Source organism: Burkholderia sp. Bp9099, from assembly GCF_003857805.1.
Lineage (GTDB): Bacteria > Pseudomonadota > Gammaproteobacteria > Burkholderiales > Burkholderiaceae > Burkholderia.
Genome location: NZ_QTPU01000002.1, coordinates 64,754 through 81,295, shown reverse-complemented (window position 1 = coordinate 81,295; position 16,542 = coordinate 64,754). Strand labels below are relative to the sequence as shown.

At 70.3% G+C, this 16,542-nt stretch carries 16 protein-coding genes; 7 read left to right on the top strand and 9 right to left on the bottom strand.

Annotated features, from left to right (window positions below):
- Nucleotides 1-144: 144 nt before the first annotated feature.
- Nucleotides 145-804: a UdgX family uracil-DNA binding protein gene (locus DIE17_RS02090; protein WP_124521817.1), complete on the top strand. Its 660-nt coding sequence runs from the start codon at nucleotides 145-147 to the stop codon at nucleotides 802-804.
- The gene (locus tag DIE17_RS02085) at nucleotides 801-2,129 is read left to right on the top strand and encodes an NRAMP family divalent metal transporter (RefSeq protein WP_124521815.1); all 1,329 of its coding nucleotides are present in this window, start codon (nucleotides 801-803) and stop codon (nucleotides 2,127-2,129) included. The genes DIE17_RS02090 and DIE17_RS02085 overlap by 4 nt, the downstream gene beginning before the upstream one ends.
- A gap of 131 nt (nucleotides 2,130-2,260) precedes the next feature.
- Here DIE17_RS02085 and DIE17_RS02080 read toward each other — a convergent pair whose 3' ends face one another.
- The 7 genes from DIE17_RS02080 to DIE17_RS02050 all read right to left on the bottom strand — a co-directional run bounded on the left by DIE17_RS02080 (nucleotide 2,261) and on the right by DIE17_RS02050 (nucleotide 7,007).
- Nucleotides 2,261-2,872, bottom strand: coding sequence for a DUF892 family protein (locus tag DIE17_RS02080; protein WP_044843370.1), 612 nt, complete (start codon nucleotides 2,870-2,872; stop codon nucleotides 2,261-2,263).
- A gap of 59 nt (nucleotides 2,873-2,931) precedes the next feature.
- Nucleotides 2,932-3,546: a DUF4142 domain-containing protein gene (locus tag DIE17_RS02075; protein WP_124521695.1), complete on the bottom strand. Its 615-nt coding sequence runs from the start codon at nucleotides 3,544-3,546 to the stop codon at nucleotides 2,932-2,934.
- A 27-nt stretch (nucleotides 3,547-3,573) separates the two neighbouring features.
- Complete coding sequence (locus tag DIE17_RS02070; RefSeq protein WP_044843368.1) at nucleotides 3,574-4,431, bottom strand: SDR family oxidoreductase; 858 nt, start codon at nucleotides 4,429-4,431, stop codon at nucleotides 3,574-3,576.
- Between the two features lie 127 nt (nucleotides 4,432-4,558).
- Nucleotides 4,559-5,125 (bottom strand): hypothetical protein, encoded by a 567-nt coding sequence (locus DIE17_RS02065; RefSeq protein WP_124485785.1) that lies wholly within the window; start codon nucleotides 5,123-5,125, stop codon nucleotides 4,559-4,561.
- Between the two features lie 67 nt (nucleotides 5,126-5,192).
- The gene (locus DIE17_RS02060; protein WP_044843366.1) at nucleotides 5,193-5,492 is read right to left on the bottom strand and encodes a DUF2795 domain-containing protein; all 300 of its coding nucleotides are present in this window, start codon (nucleotides 5,490-5,492) and stop codon (nucleotides 5,193-5,195) included.
- A 38-nt stretch (nucleotides 5,493-5,530) separates the two neighbouring features.
- A complete protein-coding gene (locus tag DIE17_RS02055; RefSeq protein ID WP_124521814.1) occupies nucleotides 5,531-6,559 on the bottom strand; it encodes an SDR family oxidoreductase in 1,029 nt (342 codons plus the stop codon).
- 25 nt (nucleotides 6,560-6,584) lie between these two features.
- A complete protein-coding gene (locus DIE17_RS02050; protein WP_044843364.1) occupies nucleotides 6,585-7,007 on the bottom strand; it encodes a BON domain-containing protein in 423 nt (140 codons plus the stop codon).
- 242 nt (nucleotides 7,008-7,249) lie between these two features.
- On the opposite strand from DIE17_RS02050, the gene DIE17_RS02045 reads away from it, so the two are divergent.
- Together DIE17_RS02045 and DIE17_RS02040 are read left to right on the top strand one after the other, a co-directional pair.
- Nucleotides 7,250-8,566 carry a glycosyltransferase family 1 protein gene (locus DIE17_RS02045; RefSeq protein WP_044843363.1) on the top strand — a complete coding sequence of 439 codons (1,317 nt, stop codon included), beginning with the start codon at nucleotides 7,250-7,252 and terminating at the stop codon, nucleotides 8,564-8,566.
- Nucleotides 8,566-9,612 carry a UDP-glucuronic acid decarboxylase family protein gene (locus tag DIE17_RS02040; RefSeq protein ID WP_044843362.1) on the top strand — a complete coding sequence of 349 codons (1,047 nt, stop codon included), beginning with the start codon at nucleotides 8,566-8,568 and terminating at the stop codon, nucleotides 9,610-9,612. The genes DIE17_RS02045 and DIE17_RS02040 overlap by 1 nt, the downstream gene beginning before the upstream one ends.
- A gap of 73 nt (nucleotides 9,613-9,685) precedes the next feature.
- On the opposite strand, the gene DIE17_RS02035 is transcribed toward DIE17_RS02040, so the two are convergent.
- Entirely contained in the window at nucleotides 9,686-11,992 is a 2,307-nt protein-coding gene (locus DIE17_RS02035; RefSeq protein WP_124521813.1) for an ATP-binding protein, read from the bottom strand.
- A gap of 103 nt (nucleotides 11,993-12,095) precedes the next feature.
- Between DIE17_RS02035 and DIE17_RS02030 the strand changes: the two genes are divergently transcribed.
- Entirely contained in the window at nucleotides 12,096-12,803 is a 708-nt protein-coding gene (locus DIE17_RS02030) for a PIG-L deacetylase family protein (protein WP_124521687.1), read from the top strand.
- Nucleotides 12,782-13,705 carry a glycosyltransferase family 2 protein gene (locus tag DIE17_RS02025; RefSeq protein WP_044843359.1) on the top strand — a complete coding sequence of 308 codons (924 nt, stop codon included), beginning with the start codon at nucleotides 12,782-12,784 and terminating at the stop codon, nucleotides 13,703-13,705. The genes DIE17_RS02030 and DIE17_RS02025 overlap by 22 nt, the downstream gene beginning before the upstream one ends.
- A 17-nt stretch (nucleotides 13,706-13,722) precedes the next feature.
- Here the strand turns inward: DIE17_RS02025 and DIE17_RS02020 are convergent, their stop codons facing one another.
- Nucleotides 13,723-15,090: a sigma-54-dependent transcriptional regulator gene (locus tag DIE17_RS02020; protein ID WP_124521685.1), complete on the bottom strand. Its 1,368-nt coding sequence runs from the start codon at nucleotides 15,088-15,090 to the stop codon at nucleotides 13,723-13,725.
- A gap of 348 nt (nucleotides 15,091-15,438) precedes the next feature.
- Here DIE17_RS02020 and DIE17_RS02015 point away from each other — a divergent pair, with 348 nt between their 5' ends.
- Entirely contained in the window at nucleotides 15,439-16,521 is a 1,083-nt protein-coding gene (locus tag DIE17_RS02015; RefSeq protein WP_124521683.1) for a sigma-54-dependent Fis family transcriptional regulator, read from the top strand.
- Nucleotides 16,522-16,542: the final 21 nt, after the last annotated feature.

Here is a 16,542-nt window from a genome sequence, read left to right as displayed (position 1 = left end):
CATCTCGTCGATATCGACGATACGGGAGCCGCCGATGCACACACTGCCGATGTTCCGCCCCGGCAACGCCTTCGATCGGCCTGTCGCGCGCGCCCGAGCATGCCGCTTCGCGCGCGCGGCGTCGGCCTGCACCGGAGGACTGGCATGAAGCGCGACGCGAGCACGAAACCGGCGGCGGTCCCGGCCGCCGCCGACACACCGGCCACGCTCGACGCCTGCCGCCGCTGCGGGCTGTGGGAACATGCGACCCAGCCGGTGCCCGGCGCCGGGCCCGTCGACGCACGCATCATGCTGGTCGGCGAACAGCCGGGCGACCAGGAGGACCGCGCGGGCATCCCGTTCGTCGGCGCGGCGGGCCGCATGCTCGACCGCGCGCTCGACGAGGCCGGTATCGCACGCACGAGCGTCTACCTGACCAACGCGGTCAAGCACTTCAAATGGGAACCGCGCGGCAAGCGGCGGCTGCACAAGACGCCCGCGCAGCGCGAGGTCGCCGCCTGCCGCTACTGGCTCGAACGCGAGCTCGGCGCGGTGAACCCGCGCGTGATCGTCGCGCTCGGCGCGACGGCGCTGCGCGCGGTGCTGCAGGACAACGACGCGACGGTGGAGCGCACGCGCAAGCCGGTGCGCTCGCCGGATGGCTGTCTCGTCGTCGCGACCTATCACCCGTCCTACGTGCTGCGCACGCGCGGCGCCGATTCGCGCGAGCATGCGTACCGGACGCTCGTCGACGCGCTGCGCACCGCGTCGCGCCTCGCGCGCGGCAACGGCGGCGCGCACGAGGCATCCGGAGACGCCGAATGAGCAACCTGCGCGGCGGCGCGTCGCGCGACACCCCGGCCGCCACAACCGACCCGGCCGCCACCACCGCCGCGAAGCCCTGGTACCGGCGGCTCGGCCCCGGCCTGCTCGCGGGCGCGTCCGACGCCGATCCGAGCAACGTCGCCGTCTATGCGCAGGCCGGCAGCCAGTTCGGCTTCCACATGCTGTGGATGATCGTGATCACGCTGCCGATGATGGTGGCCGTGCAGCTCGCGGCGGCATTCATCGGGCGCGCCAACCGCGAAGGCCTCGTGGCCGGCATCCGCGAGCAGTTCTCCGTCCGCCTCGCCAAGGCCCTGATCGTCATGGTGGTGATCGTCAATGTCGTGAACGTCGGCGCCGACCTCGCCGCGATGGGTGATGCGACCGCGCTCGTCGCCGGCGGCCGCAGCTACTGGTATGCGCCCGTCTACGGCATCGCGTCGCTCGCGCTGCAGGTGCTGCTGTCCTACGAACGCTACGCGCGCTGGCTCAAATGGATGACGTTCGGCCTGCTCGCCTACGTGCTCGAACTCGGCTTCGTGCACATCGACTGGCGCGGCCTGCTGCACGCGATCGTCCTGCCGCACATCGCGTTCAGGCACGACTATGCGACGACGGCGGTCGCGGTGCTCGGCACGACGCTGAGCCCGTACCTGTTCGTATGGCAGGCCGCGCTCGAAGTCGAGGAAACCCAGGCCGAGCGCCGCAACGGCGACACCGCGTGCACGCCCGGCGTGCGCCGTGAAACCGGGCGGCGCATCACGTTCGACACCTGGACCGGGATGATCGTCACCAACGCGGTGTCGTTCTGCATCATGGTGATCGGCGCGGCGGTGTTCTTCTCGCACGGCAAGCACGACATCGGCTCCACCGCGCAGGCTGCCGAGGCGCTGCGCCCGATCGCCGGCGAGGCGGCATTCGTCGTGTTCGCGTTCGGCATCGTCGGCTGCGGGCTGCTCGCGATCCCCGCGTTCGCGGGCAGCGCCGCATACGGTTGCGCGGAGGCGTGGCGGTTCCGCGAAGGGCTGAACGAACCGGTGCGGCGCGCACCCGCGTTCTATGCGGTACTGGCCGGCTGCGTGGTCGTCGGCATCGCGATCTGCTTCAGCCCGGTCGATCCGATCAAGGCGTTGTACTGGAGCGCGGTGCTCAACGGCGTCGCGGCAGTGCCGATGCTGGTGCTCGTGATGCTGCTGTCGCAGCGGCGCGATGCGGCCGGCCAGCCGGGCAGCGGCATCGCGTCGAAGGTGTTCGGGTGGCTGGCGGTCGCGCTGATGGCGGCATCGGTGGTCGTGATGGCCGCGGACATGCTGAGCTTGAGCTGATTGGGGCGGCATGGTTGCGCCTGCAACCGTTCACGCGTGACGGACGGCGTGGAAAGCGAACGCCCCTGAGGGTCGGGTGGCAACCGGGCACGCCGCGCGAGCGGCGTCGCCCGGCTGCCCGACCGGCAGCGTCACATCATCTTGCCGCGCGACTTTTCGGCCCGCGCCGCATCGGCCGCCGACTCGACCTTCTTCACTTCTTCCGGCGGCGGCAGCACCGCCTTGAAGCCCATCGAGTCGATCCACATCTCGCGCGCCCAGCCGCGGGTGTGATACAGGTGATGGTCCTCGTCCGCCTCCACCTCGTCGTGCGCGGCCTTCAGCGCCTTCGCCGCGTCGCGATCGCGCAACTGGTCGGCCGCATAGCCGATCAGCTCCCAGTTCAGGTGGTCCTTCGTCTCGGCGAGCACCACGCACTCGGCCGCGACGATCTGCGCGACCGCCGGGTCGGCCTGCTTCTTCGCCTGCTCGATCACCTGGACGAGCGACTTGCCGGTCGCCGCGACGGCGGCGCGCCCCGGCGACTGCGTATCCGGATCGAGGCCGAGCGTGTCGAATACCTTGCGCAGCACTTCCTGGTGATGCATCGTTTCGCGGTGGTACTTCTCCCATTCCTTGTGCAGGTCCTCGTCGGTCGCACACTTGAGCGCGGCCTCGTAGATCTTCGCGCCGCCGAGCTCGGTTTCGTATGCCTGGCACAGCAACGCCAGGATGCCTTCGTGCTTCGATTGCCGTTGGCCCATGACTGCTTCTCCGAAAAAACGGGCCGCCCGCGCGGCCCTGGGGTTGAACCGGGCACGCGTTACTGCGCGCCCACCTTGCGCTGAAGTGCTTCCGCCATGCTCAGGTGATGCCTGAGCGTCGGCAGCGCGGCGGTCGCGAACGCCCGCAGCTGCGCGTCCTGGCCGCCGCGCGCCTCTTCTTCGAACAGTGCGACCGCCTTCTTGTGCGCGTCCGGGCCAGCCGCGGCCACATACGCCGTGTCGAAGTCGTGTCCGCTCTTGCCGCGCAGCGCTTCGACGTCCGGGTCGTGGATCTGCTCGACCTGCGGCTTCATGCCCGCGCGCGCGGCGACCTCGTCGAGCTTCGCGTTCGCCTTGCCGTGGTCGGCCACCATGCGTTGCGCGAACGCGCGCACGTCCGGCGACTGCGCCTGCTTCAACGCGAGCTGGCTCGCCTGCACTTCGGCCTTGCCGGCCAGCGCGGCCTTGTCGACGAATTCCGCATCGCCGCGCTGCGGCGTCTTCGCGATGCCCGGATCGCCCGCGCCGGCGGCGCCCGACGACGGGTTGATCACGCCGCCCGGCACATGCGAATTCGACGCGGGCGGCTCGCTCGGCGCCTGTGCCTGCGCGAGCCCCGCCATGGCGAGTACGCCCGCGGCGAGCGCCGCGATCGTCCAGTTGGGTTGTTTCATGCGCTTTCTCCTGGTGTGGCTCGATCGTCACCCGCCGACGATCGAGCCGCCGTTCGGATGCAAGGTCTGTCCCGTCATGTAGCTCGCGCCGTCCGACGCGAGCAGCACATAGCAGCCGATCAGCTCGTCCGGCTGCCCCGGCCGCTTGAGCGGCACGTTCGAGCCGAACGTCGCGACCTGTTCGGCGGTGAAGGTCGACGGGATCAGCGGCGTCCAGATCGGCCCCGGCGCGACGGCGTTCACGCGAATGTCGCGCTCGGCCAGCTCGATCGACAGCGAACGCGTGAACGCGACGATCGCGCCCTTGGTCGCCGAGTAGTCGGGCAGCTTCGGGCTGCCGTGATACGCGGTCACCGACGCGGTGTTGACGATGCGCCCGCCCGCTTTCATGTGCGGCAGCGCGGCCTGCGTGCAGAAGAACATGCCGTACACGTTCGTGCGGAACGTGCGCTCGAGCTGTTCCTCGGTCACGTCCTCGATGCCCGGCTGCGGATGCTGTTCGCCCGCGTTGTTGACCAGCACGTCGAGGCGCCCCAGCCGCTCGACCGTGCGCGCGACGGCATCGCGCGCCTGCCGGCGGTCGCCGACGTCGCAAGCGATGGCCTCGCAGCGCCGGCCCGCCTGCTCGATCAGGCGCTTCGTGTGCGCGGCATCGTCGGATTCGTTCAGGTAGACGATCGCGACGTCCGCGCCCTCCTTCGCGAAACCGATCGCGACCGCGCGGCCGATCCCGCTGTCGCCGCCCGTCACGAGCGCGACCTTGCCGGCGAGCCTGCCGCTGCCGACGTAGTCGGCCGCCTCGTCGCGCGGCTTCGGATGCATGTCCCGCTCGGTGCCTGGCTGCCGGGCCTGTTCCTGGGGTGGCAGGGTCTTTGCCGTCGTCATGGGTTCCTCCTTGAACGGGTGTCGGCGAGACGTCGCAAGCGGCATGCCGCGCGGCGGCCCGGCCCGGTGCACGCGCGATGCCCGCGCGCCGCGCGCCGCGTTGCAAGCGCGTGCAGAAACGGCATGCTCAGCGCGGCGTGCCCTGCGTCGTGCCGTCCGGCCGGCGCACCGGATCGAAGTCGCGCCATTCGCCGTCCTGCCAGTCGCCTTCGACACGTTCGATCGCTTGCGCACCGGTCGCACGCAGCACGTCTTCCGCGGTGGCCGCGGTCGTCGACGTCACGCGCGCGGCCAGGATCACGCCGGTTTCGGTCTTCGCGAGCGCGCCCTTGCCTTCGGCCTGCTCGCCGCGCATCCGGCCGAGCGCGCCGCCGAACGCACCGAGATAGGCACCGGCGAGCGCACCGGCGGCCGGCACGAACCAGTAGCGCACGCCGAACGCATAGACGATCAGCCCGACGATCGCGCCGATCAGCAGCCCGCGCAGCGCGCCGACCAGCGCGCCGCGCCCGCCGGGCTTCGCGGCCGTATCGGCATACACGTCGCCGCCGATCGGAAAGCGCGCGTGCTGGCCGCCCGGGTTCAGGAAGAAGATCGACACGTCGTCCGGGCCGAACGCGCGCTCGTAAAGGTGGCGCGCCCCACCTTCCGCTTCATCGAACGTCGTGAAGCGGCCTGCGACGATCATCGCCATGGTCGTGCTCCTCGTGGCCGTAGGGTGCCGCGCACGCGAGCGCGGGCGCGACGCGACGCGGGGGCGCTCACATGAGCCGCCCGAGTTCCTTCGATACCGATGCCGGCGTGCCGTATTCCCGGTCGGGGATCTGCCTGAGCATGTCGAGTACGCGCGGGTCGGCATGCGAGCGCTCCGCGCACTCGACCACCTCCGCCTTGCTCGCCGGATAGTCCATCCCCTTCAGCGCCTTCTGCACGTCGACCGGGCTCGGCGCCTTGCCGTGCCCGCTCTGGTGGCCGCCCTTGTCGTGATCCTGCTGCTCGCGCTCGCCTTCATGCGCGCGCGCGTGGCTGTATTCGTGGCCCGTATGTTGTCGGGATGACATGGAAACCTCCTTCGATTGAAAAACGGAAAGGCACGCCATTACGTCGGGCTGCGCCGCGACCGCGCGAACGCGGCAACCATCAGCGCCGCCGCGCCCAGCGCGACCGCGCCCGCGACCTTCGGCCGCTGCACCACCGCGTTGTATGCGCAAGCGCGCAGCACGGGCCCGTCCATCCCTTCGCGCTCGTGCAGCGCATGGCGGGACTCGTACAGCGCGTTGTCGTCGCGCGGCCGCGCGGGGCGCACCGTGCGCTGGCCGCGCGAGAACAGCGTGGCCGCGATGCGATCGAACAGGCGCGGCGCGTGATACGCGCCGGCCGACGTGAGCTTCGCGGCACCGCCGACGAACAGCGCGCGGCGCGGGTGCGCCGCCGCGAACAGGATCGCGTCGGCGACGAGCTCCGGGTCGTAGATAGGCGGCGGCAGCCGCGCCTCGACGTTCATGTAGTTCTTCGCGTGCATCACGAACATCGTGTCGATCGCGGCCGGCTTGATCAGCGTGACGGACACCGGCAGGCGATCGGACTCGAGCTCGAGGCGCAGCGAATCGGTGAAACCCTTCACCGCGTGCTTCGATGCCGCATACGCGCTCTGCAGCGGCACCGGCGCGTCGGACGCCTCGCTGCCCATGTTGATGATCGCGCCGCCGTGGAAATCGCTCTTGCGCCGGAAATGATCCGACGCGACGAGCGAGCCGTGCACGACACCCCAGTAGTTGGTGTCGAACAGCCGGCGCTGATCCTCGAGCGGCACCGCCGCCGCCGTGCCGAAGATCGACACGCCCGCGTTGTTGACCCAGGTGTCGAAGCCGCCATAGGTATCAGCCGCCGTCGCGGCCGCGCGCTGCAGGTCCTCGAGAATGCCGACGTCGCCGGCGACCGGCACCGCGAGGCCGCCGTGCTGGCGGATTTCCTCGCACAGCGTGTTCAGCGCGTCCGCGTTGCGCGCGAACAGCACCAGCTTCGCCCCGCGCCGTGCCGCCTTGCGCGCGGTGACGAGGCCGATGCCGCTGGTGGCGCCCGTGATCACGATCGTCTGCTCGCCGACCGGTTTGAGCATGCAGTTCATCACTGGACTCCTTCTGCGGGGCCGGTTATTTCGGGCGGATGGTCAGCTGGTCGCGCACGTCCTGCACGCCGTCGATCTGCCTGACCACGCCGACGGCCTGCGTGCGCTGCTGCTCGTCCGGCACGCTGCCGGTCAGCATCACGACGCCGTGACGCGTCTTCACGTGAATGTCGCCGGCCGACAGGCCGCTCGTGCCGACCAGCTCGGCCTTCGCCTTGGTCGTGATGGTCGCGTCGCGGATTTTCGTGCCGGTGCTCGAATGCGTCATCGACGACGATGACGACGACGACATGGATGACGATGCCGAGCCGTCGTCTCCGGCGGCGAACACATTCGGCGCGACGGCGATACAGGCGGTGGCCGCGGCGATCGCGACCGCCATGCCGAGACGGCTGGCGGGATGACGGCGGAATCGCGGTGCGCGGGCTTGCAGCGGGAATACCTTCATCGTGACCTCCTATCGTGAGGCCGGCGTGGCCGGCGGACGTCCGGGTGTCGCAAATCGCGTGCCGCGCGCAACCGGCCGCATCCCCGCTCGGCCCGCCGATCGGACGCCCTTTCATCCAACCCGTTGTAATTTTTTCGGCACCTGGGCGGGGCGTGCCGCCCGCAAAGTGACGGGCATGGCGATTGCCGCAGAGGGACGCAACGGGGCTCGCCGGCGCGGGCCCCGACCTCGGGAGCACTACCATGCAAAGAATCGCGTTGATCAGTGAACATGCGTCACCGCTGGGGGTGATCGGCGGCGTGGACGCGGGCGGCCAGAACATCTACGTCGCGAACGTCGCGAAGCAGTTGGCCGAGCGCGACCTCGACGTCGACGTCTACACCCGCTGCGACGATCCGCACCTGCCGGAAGTCGTGCAGATCGGCCCGCGCATGCGCGTGATCCACGTACCGGCCGGGCCGCCCGCCGCCGTGCCGAAGGAACGGCTGCTGCCGTACATGGGTGCGTTCGCGGACTACATGACCGCGCGCATGCGGCGCGAGCCCGACCCCGTCGACGTGATGCACGCGAACTTCTTCATGTCGGGCGAGGCCGCGCTGCGCGTGAAGCAGCGTCTCGGGATTCCGCTCGTCATGACGTTCCATGCGCTCGGCCGCGTGCGCCGGCTGCATCAGGGCGCGGCCGACGGTTTCCCCGACGAACGCTTCGCGATCGAGGACACGCTCGCGCGCCGCTCGGACCGGCTGATCGCCGAGTGCCCGCAGGATGCGCTCGACCTGACCACGCACTATCGCGCCGACGCCGCGCGCATCGAGATCGTGCCCTGCGGGTTCGATGCGGGTGAATTCCGGCCGGTGCCGCGCGTCGATGCGCGTGCGCGGCTCGGCTGGCCCCACGATGCATTCGTCGTGCTGCAGCTCGGGCGGCTCGTGCCGCGCAAGGGCATCGACACCGTGATCGACGCGCTCGCGCGGATGCCACGTGACCCGAACCGGCCGACGCGGCTCTACATCGTCGGCGGCAGCCACGCGACACCCGACCCGGCGCGCGATCCGGAACTCGCACGCCTCGCCGCGCTCGCGCACGACGCCGGCATCGCGGAACGCGTGACGTTCGTGGGCCGGCGCGAGCGCGACGCGCTGCACCTGTACTACAGCGCGGCGGACGTCTTCGTGACGACGCCGTGGTACGAGCCGTTCGGCATCACGCCGGTCGAGGCGATGGCATGTGCCGCGCCGGTGATCGGCAGCGACGTCGGCGGCATTCGTACGACGGTCGACGACGGCGTCACCGGCTACCTGGTGCCGCCGCGCGACCCGGCCGCGCTCGCCGGGCGGCTCGTGCAGCTGCGCGCGCAACCGGCGCTGTGCGATGCGCTCGGCCGGGCCGGTTATCTGCGCGCCCACCGCTTCTACACATGGCGCGGCGTGACCGACCGCCTCGTCGACATCTACCGCGACGTCGCGCATCCGCAACGTGCCGGCACGGCGGCCGGCAGCCGCCGCACGCCCGTCGCGACCACGCCGGGCGTACTCGCCCACCGCAAGGAGAATGCATGATGAAGGGCTACGATCGCAAACGGGTACTCGTCACCGGCGGCGCCGGGTTTCTCGGTTCGCATCTGTGCGAACGCCTCGTGACGGCCGGGCACGACGTGCTGTGCGTCGACAATTTCTACACGGGCGCGAAGGACAACATCGCGCACCTGCGCGATGCGCCGAACTTCGAGCTGATGCGGCACGACGTGACGTTTCCGCTGTACGTCGAGGTCGATGAAATCTACAACCTCGCATGCCCTGCGTCCCCCGTGCACTATCAGCGCGACCCGGTGCAGACGACCAAGACCAGCGTGCATGGCGCGATCAACCTGCTCGGCCTAGCGAAGCGCGTGAAGGCGCGCATCCTGCAGGCATCGACGAGCGAAGTGTACGGCGATCCCGACGTGCATCCGCAGGACGAGCGCTACTGCGGCCGCGTGAACCCGATCGGCATCCGCGCGTGCTACGACGAAGGCAAGCGCTGCGCGGAAACGCTGTTCATGGACTATCACCGCCAGTACGGCGTCGACGTGCGGATCGCGCGGATCTTCAACACGTACGGGCCGCGCATGCATCCGGCCGACGGGCGCGTCGTGTCGAACTTCATCACGCAGGCGCTGGCCGGCGAAGCATTGACCGTCTACGGCGACGGCAGGCAGACGCGCTCGTTCTGCTATGTCGACGACATGGTCGATGCGCTGATCCGGCTGATGGACGAACCCGGCGACGCCTGCGAGCCGGTGAACCTCGGCAGCGACGACGAGATCGCGATGATCGACGTGGCGCGCGAGGTCGTGAGGATCGTCGGCGCGACGGTCGCGATCGAGTTCCGTCCGTTGCCGTCCGACGATCCGCGTCAGCGCCGGCCCGATCTCGACGCCGCGCACCGGCGCCTCGGCTGGCGCGCGACGACGCCGCTCGCGAGCGGGCTCGCGCATACCGCGCGGTATTTCATCCATCGGCAGGTCGCGAATCACACGCCGGGCGATCTCGTGCGCAGCACGCGGATCGCGTCGCACATGCTCGCGCAGATCAGCACACGGAACCGGCCGGGGGCGGCGACGTGAACGGCACGACGTGACACGACGCTGCGTCGTCGCGCGCCCGGGGCGACGGGCGCCGCGCATCGGCCGACGCGCGTCAGCCGTCGCGCGTCGTCACGCGCGCGATCCGGCGGGCCAGCTCGCGCACGTCGACCGGCTTGCACAGATAGCCGTCGAAGCCCGCTTCGAGCGCACGGCGTTCGTCGCCGAGGCCCGCGTGCGCGGTGACCGCGAGCACGCGCAGGTTGGGCGGGCTGCCGCCGTTCGCGCCGCCGCGGCGCAACGCATCGAGCAGCCAGAAGCCGTCGCCGTCGGACATCGCCAGATCGGACAGCACGACGGTCGGCTTCACCTCCGCGACGATGGCGAGCGCGTCACGGCCCGACGACGCGACCGCGACGACCGCACCGAGCGTCGCCAGCGCGGCGGTCAGGCTCGCACGCGTGGTCGGGTCGTCGTCGACGATCAGGATGCGCTGCGACTCGAGCATCGGCGTACCGCGCGCGACGTCGTCCGGCGTGACGCTCCACGCCATCGCCCCCGCCGGCTGCCAGCCGGCCGGCAACGTCACGGTGAACGTGGCGCCGCGATTGCGGCCCGGGCTCGCGACGCTGACCGTGCCGCCGTGCAGCTCGGCGATATGCCGCACGATCGACAGGCCGAGCCCGAGCCCGCGCCGCGACGAGGCAGGCGACTCGTCCGCGCGGCGGAACATGTCGAACACGTACGGGATGAAATCCGGCGCGATGCCTTGCCCGGTATCGGCGACGGTCAGCATCGCGTGCCCGGCGTCGCGCGACAGCGTGACCGTCACCGCGCCGCCGGCCGGCGTGAATTTCAGCGCGTTCGACACGAGGTTCGACAGCATCTGCCGCAAGCGCTCCGCGTCGCCCGACACCACGCATGTGGACGTGGCGCAGTCGAATTCGAGCGCGATGCCGGCCGACGACGCGGCCGTCTGGAACGTGCCCGTCGCATCGGCGAACAGGCGCACCACGTCCACCGGCATCGAATCGATCCGCAGCTTGCCGGTCGCGAGCGACGATGCGTCGAGGATGTCGCCGACCATGCGCGTGAGCGAACGCGCGCTGCGATCGATCGCGTCGATCGCCTGCTGCTGCAATCCTTCTTCGCGCGAATTGCGCAGCACCTCGACCCAGCCGTAGATCACGTTCAGCGGCGTGCGCAGTTCGTGCGACACGGTCGCGAGCAATTCGTCCTTCAGGCGGTTCGACGTATCGGCCTGGTCGCGCGCGTCGCGCGCGCCCTGCAGCGAGCGGTGCGCGCGCAGGTCGCGGCGGCGCTGTGCGCCGGTCTCGCGCAGCGTCAGCGACAGCGCGACGCTGGCGCGCAGGTCGCCGCGCACCGGGCATGCGGACACCGTTGCGCGAAAGCGCCGGCCGTCGCGGCGCACGCACAGCAGTTCGAGCGGGCCGACCGGTTCGCGCATCGCGTCGAACGTTTCGGCCAACGGATTGCGCTGCAGCCAGCGCATCGCGACGAGCGATTCGAACGGGCGCCCGTAGGCCTCGGACTCGTCGTACCCGAAGATCCGCTGCGCGGCCGGGTTCCAGCTGACGATGCGGCCCTGGCCGTCGACCCCGACGATCGCGTCCGGCGATGCCTCGACGACCGCGAGCTGCAGCCGCGACTTGTCGGCGCGCGCGCGCGCCACGCCGGCATCGCAGAACAGCAGCACCGCGCCGTCGATGTTGCCGTCCGCATCGGCGATCGGCGCCGCCGCCTCGGCGATCGGCACCGGCGTGCTGCCGGCCGCGCCGTGCAGCCAGTGCCGGTCGGACAACGCATGCACGCCGCCGAGCGCCCGCTCGAGCGGCGTGGCCTGCACGCGCCGGCCGTCGTGATCGAACAGGCGCAGCACGTCGCTCACGGGCCGGCCCGTCGCCTCGTCCACGCCGCAGCCTGCCAGCTCGGCCGCCACCACATTCAGGTAAGTCACCCGGCCTTTCCCGTCGGTCGCGATCACGCCGTGCGGCAGCGACTGCAGCACGGCTTCGAGCTGCCGCCGCGCGGCCGCGTCACGCCGGCGCGCGACGTCATTCGTGAGCCGCGCGTGGTGCAGCATCGCCGCGCCCGCGCAGACCAGCATGCCGACCAGCAGGAAGACGAAGAGCTGCACGAGCCGGGCCGACAGCGGCCCGGTGTACGCGGCCGGATCGGACAGGAACAGCGTCCAGATCAGCAGCCCGCTGACCACGGTCGACACGATCCCGAACAGGAACGACGTCACCCAGGCCGCGCCGGCCAGCATCGGGTAGTACAGGATCAGCGACAGGTTCACGCCGCCGAAGCGGATCGCCAGCGCCTGCAGCACGGTGGCGATCGCGACGAACATCACGGCGGTTGCGTAATTTCCGACCTGCGGCCGTGCAAATTCAAACATCGGACACGCTCCTGCCGACCCGCCGGCGGCAGCCGGCCACGCGCAGCCGGACGGGCACGTCACCTGCTCGGCCGCCTGTGCTGACCTGGGAGACCTTCATACCATGACCGCTCCGACACGCTGGCTCGTCGTCTCGCCGCACCTCGACGACGCCGTATTCAGTTGCGGGCAGCTGCTCGCGCAGGCACCGGGCTCGGTCGTCGTCACGGTGTTCGCGGGCATTCCGGAACACGGTACGGCCGCGCCGCCGTGGGACCGTCGCGCGGGATTCCGCACGGCCGACGACGCGATGCGCAGGCGCCGCGACGAGGACCGTCATGCGCTCGCGCTGCTCGATGCGCGGCCCGTCTGGCTCGACTTCCTCGACGACCAGTACGGCACGCCGGCCGCGTCGGCGGCAATCGCCGCGCGCGTGGCCGACGCGATCGACGCGCACCCGGGCTTCGGCGTGCTGGCGCCGGCCGGCCTGTTCCATCGCGATCACCTGCAGGTGCAGCGGGCCGTGCTGGCACTGCTGCGCGATCACGGCCGGGCCGGCGACGCAGCGCGCGTGTGGCGCTTCTACGAGGATGTGCCGTACCGGCGGATCGACGGGTTGATGGCCCGGCGCGTGACCGGCTGGCGCGAGCACGGCTGGATCGGCCACCCGGTCGGCGCGCCGGGCGGCAACGGCATGGACGCGGCGGCAGCGAAGGCCGCTGCCGTCGACGCGTATGCGAGCCAGATTGCGCTGTTGGAGCCTCATATGCGTGCCGATCTCCGTGAACCCGAAACATACTGGCGGCTCGAATGCGACGGCACGTCCGCGTGACGCCCGCGCGTGTCGTGCTGCCGCCGCGCGAACCACGCGTGACCGCGGTGGTGCTGACCTGCCGGCGCTCGCTGGAGCTCGCGCGCACGCTGGCGCGGCTCTCCGCGCTGCCCGACCGGCCGGCGATCGTCGTCGTCGACAACGGCTCGGACGACGCGACCGCGGCGCTCATGCACAGCCGCTTTCCTCATGCGACGCTGGTGCATGCGCCGGCCAATCTCGGGGCCGCCGGCCGCAACCTCGGCGCGGCCGTCGCCCGCACGCGCCACGTCGCGTTCTGCGACGACGACACGTGGTGGGCGCCCGGTTCGCTCGCCGAAGCCGCGAACCTGCTCGATGCGTACCCGCATGTCGCGGCCGTCACCGCGCGCGTGCTGGTCGGCCCCGACCGGCGCGAAGACCCGACCTGCCGGCTGATGGCCGACAGCCCGCTCGATGCGCCCGTCGCGCTGCCGGGCCGCCCGATCCTCGGGCTGCTGGCCGGCGCGAGCGCATTCCGGCGCGACGCGTTCGTGGCCGCGGGCGGCTATCATCCGCGCTACTTCCTCGGCGGCGAGGAAGCGCTGCTCGCGCTCGACCTGTATCGCGCGGGCGCGTGGCTCGTCTATGCACCGCGTCTGACGGTTCATCATTACCCTTCGAAGCAACGCGACGTGCAGACGCGCGCGAGCGTGTCCGCCCGCAACGCGGTGTGGACCGCGTGGCTCAGATGGCCGGCCCGCGCCGCGCTCGCGCATACCGTCCGCATGCTGCCGCGCCTGTGGCGCGAACGCGGCATCGTGCCCGCCTTCGCGGGCCTGCCGTGGATCCTGCGCGAACGGTGCGCGCTGCCGCCGCACGTCGAACGCATGCGCCGCCGGCTCGACGACGACGCGCGTCGCCGCGCGGGCGGGCGCGCATGAGCGCGCCCGGCATGACATCAGGAGTCCGGTTTTTCCGCTTCGTCTTCCAGTTGCGCGAGCCGGTTGTAGATCGTCTTCAGGCTCACGTCCAGCACTTCGGCCGCCTGCGCCTTCACGCCGCCGCATTTCGCGATCGTGCCGAGAATCAGCTTGCGGTCGACTTCCTCGAGCGGCGTGCCGAACGGCGCCGTCACGCGATCCTCGTGCGCGTCGACCATGTTCGACAGTTCGTCCATGATCGGCGGCGGCAGCGTGTCGATCACGTCCGCGTCGGCGAAGATGCTCGCTCGCTGCACGAAGTTGCGCAGCTCGCGCACGTTGCCGGGCCATGCGTAGGACTTCAGCGCTTCGCGCGCGGCGGGCGCAAAGCGCAGATTGCGGCCGCTTTCCTCGTTGTAGTGCTGCAGGAACGCGTCGGCGAGCATCGGGATGTCGTCGCCGCGCTCGCTCAGCGACGGCAGCGGAATCGGGAACACGTTGATCCGGTGATAGAGGTCGGGCCGCAGCTTGCCGTCGGCCATCGCGGCTTCCGGATCGCGGTTGGTCGCCGCGACGATGCGCACGTCGACGTCGATCTCGCGCGTCGAGCCGAGCCGCGTGAGCCGCCCGGTTTCCAGCACGCGCAGCAGCTTGACCTGCGATTCGACCGGCATCTCGGTGATTTCGTCGAGGAACAGCGTGCCGCCGTCCGCGCGTTCGAAGAAGCCCTTGTGCTGCCGCTCGGCGCCGGTGAAGCTGCCGCGGTCGTGGCCGAACATTTCGCTCTCGACGAGATTCGCGGCGATCGCGCCGCAGTTCACCGCGAGGAACGGGCCGCGGCGGCGCAGGCTCAGGTCGTGCACCGTCTGCGCGGCGAGTTCCTTGCCGGTGCCCGACTCGCCGGTGAGCAGCACCGACGCCTCGGTGCGCGCGACGCGACCGATCGCATCGTAGACGGCCTGCATCGCGGGCGAGCTGCCGAGCATCCGGCCGAAGCGGCCGAGACGCTTCAGTTCGGAGCGCAGTTCGGCGATTTCCTCATGCAGTGCGGTGGTGCGCGGCACGCGCGCGAAGATGCTGTTCAGCCGCTGCATGTTGATCGGCTTCACCAGATAGTCGGTCGCGCCGCGCCGCAATGCGTCGATCGCGGTTTCGAGGCTCGCGTGACCGGTGGTCAGCACCATTTCGCAATGCGCGCGCTTCGGCAACGCGTCGAACAGATCCATGCCGTTGCCGTCCGGCAGCACGAGATCGCACAACACGAGATCGGGGGTGTGCGTCGAGACGAGCGTGCGCGCTTCTTCGAGCGTCGCGGCCGTGTCGCATGCAAGCTGCTGCGCTTGCGCGAGGGTCGCGAGCATCGTTCGCGTATCGGCGTCGTCTTCGACGATCAGGACATAAGGCATCGAAGCTCCTGGTGGGTGCGGCCCGGGCGCAAGGCGTCGGCCGAAACCGCGGCGGGCGTGCGATGCGGGGTACGACGCCGGAACCCGGCGGCACATCCGCACCGCACACGAATGAGCAAATTAGCTGTCCTGCAGTGACAAACGCGTGCCTAGAAGTATAGAAGAAGTGCGTCGTGCCTTCGCCGATCATCGAATAAATCTATCTGTCGTCGACCACCGCATTGCCAGATTCAATCCGGCGAAACGGGCATAAAAGGTATGCTTTCCACATGAAAAAATGATGCGTGGCGGTCATTTTTTCGCGTGCTCCTCGACGGTTTCGGTCAATACTTCCAACTCGATACACTCATGTCGAAATCCGACGATGACGGCGCGCGGCTGTTCGGCCGCTCGTCAACGATTCAGGACCTGCTGCTGAAGGTAGCGCGTGTCGCCGCGACGCGCGTCAGCGTCCTGGTGGTCGGCGAGAGCGGCGCCGGCAAGGACATCGTCGCGCGGCTCATCCACGACATGAGCCCGCGCCGGCGCGGGCCGTTCGTGCCCGTCAACTGCGGGGCGATCCCGAAGGACATCGCGGAATCCCATTTGTTCGGACATGAAAAAGGCAGCTTCACCGGCGCGATCGCGCAACATGTGGGCATGTTCGAAGCCGCGCGCGGCGGCACGCTGTTTCTCGACGAAATCGCGGAAATGCCGGCGGAATTGCAGGTGAAACTGCTGCGCACGCTGGAGACGAACACGATCGTGCGCGTCGGCGGTCACGAAGCGATTCCGCTCGACGTGCGGATCGTCGCGGCCACCCATCACGATCCGGTCGAGGCCGTGCGCAGCGGCCGGCTGCGCGAGGATCTGTTCTACCGGATCGCGACGATCGCGCTGCACGTGCCCGCGCTGCGGCAGCGCGAGGACGACGTCGGCGACATCGCGCTGCAGATCGTCGAGCGGCTGAATGCGCGGCATCGCACGCGCAAGCGTCTGTCGCTGCAGGCGATGAAGGCGCTGCGCGCCTATACGTGGCCCGGCAACGTGCGCGAGCTGCGCAACGCGCTGGAGCGCGCGTTCATTCTCGCCGACGAGCAGATCGAACTGCAGCTGCCGCGCCGCCAGCCGCCGCGCGAGGAGGTGCGTCACAACGCGATGACGCTCCATATCGGCACGACGCTCGCGCATACGCAGCAGCGCTTCATCGTCGCGTCGCTGCGCCATTTCAACGGCGACAAGCCGCGCACCGCGAAGGCGCTCGGCATCAGCCTGAAGACGCTGTACAACCGGCTCGCGCTGTTGCCCGAACACGAGCGCAACGCGGCGAGCGGCGCGGCTGCGCCGACGCCCGCCGCGAGCAGCGCAAGCGGCGCCGGCGGCACCGCCGGTGCCGCCGGTGCGGCCGGCAGCCCGAGCGCCGGTATGCCGCCGGGCGCAACGAACCCGTAACCGGGCCGCGACGGCGGCCGC

Coding starts and splice junctions, on each gene's coding strand:
- DIE17_RS02020 (WP_124521685.1), bottom strand. CDS start 15,090: ATGCCTTATGTCCTGATCGTCGAAGACGACGCCGATACGCGAACGATG.
- DIE17_RS02045 (WP_044843363.1), top strand. CDS start 7,250: ATGCAAAGAATCGCGTTGATCAGTGAACATGCGTCACCGCTGGGGGTG.
- DIE17_RS02075 (WP_124521695.1), bottom strand. CDS start 3,546: ATGAAACAACCCAACTGGACGATCGCGGCGCTCGCCGCGGGCGTACTC.
- DIE17_RS02035 (WP_124521813.1), bottom strand. CDS start 11,992: ATGTTTGAATTTGCACGGCCGCAGGTCGGAAATTACGCAACCGCCGTG.
- DIE17_RS02015 (WP_124521683.1), top strand. CDS start 15,439: ATGTCGAAATCCGACGATGACGGCGCGCGGCTGTTCGGCCGCTCGTCA.
- DIE17_RS02080 (WP_044843370.1), bottom strand. CDS start 2,872: ATGGGCCAACGGCAATCGAAGCACGAAGGCATCCTGGCGTTGCTGTGC.
- DIE17_RS02060 (WP_044843366.1), bottom strand. CDS start 5,492: ATGTCATCCCGACAACATACGGGCCACGAATACAGCCACGCGCGCGCG.
- DIE17_RS02065 (WP_124485785.1), bottom strand. CDS start 5,125: ATGGCGATGATCGTCGCAGGCCGCTTCACGACGTTCGATGAAGCGGAA.
- DIE17_RS02085 (WP_124521815.1), top strand. CDS start 801: ATGAGCAACCTGCGCGGCGGCGCGTCGCGCGACACCCCGGCCGCCACA.
- DIE17_RS02025 (WP_044843359.1), top strand. CDS start 12,782: ATGCGACGGCACGTCCGCGTGACGCCCGCGCGTGTCGTGCTGCCGCCG.
- DIE17_RS02040 (WP_044843362.1), top strand. CDS start 8,566: ATGAAGGGCTACGATCGCAAACGGGTACTCGTCACCGGCGGCGCCGGG.
- DIE17_RS02030 (WP_124521687.1), top strand. CDS start 12,096: ATGACCGCTCCGACACGCTGGCTCGTCGTCTCGCCGCACCTCGACGAC.
- DIE17_RS02050 (WP_044843364.1), bottom strand. CDS start 7,007: ATGAAGGTATTCCCGCTGCAAGCCCGCGCACCGCGATTCCGCCGTCAT.
- DIE17_RS02055 (WP_124521814.1), bottom strand. CDS start 6,559: ATGAACTGCATGCTCAAACCGGTCGGCGAGCAGACGATCGTGATCACG.
- DIE17_RS02070 (WP_044843368.1), bottom strand. CDS start 4,431: ATGACGACGGCAAAGACCCTGCCACCCCAGGAACAGGCCCGGCAGCCA.
- DIE17_RS02090 (WP_124521817.1), top strand. CDS start 145: ATGAAGCGCGACGCGAGCACGAAACCGGCGGCGGTCCCGGCCGCCGCC.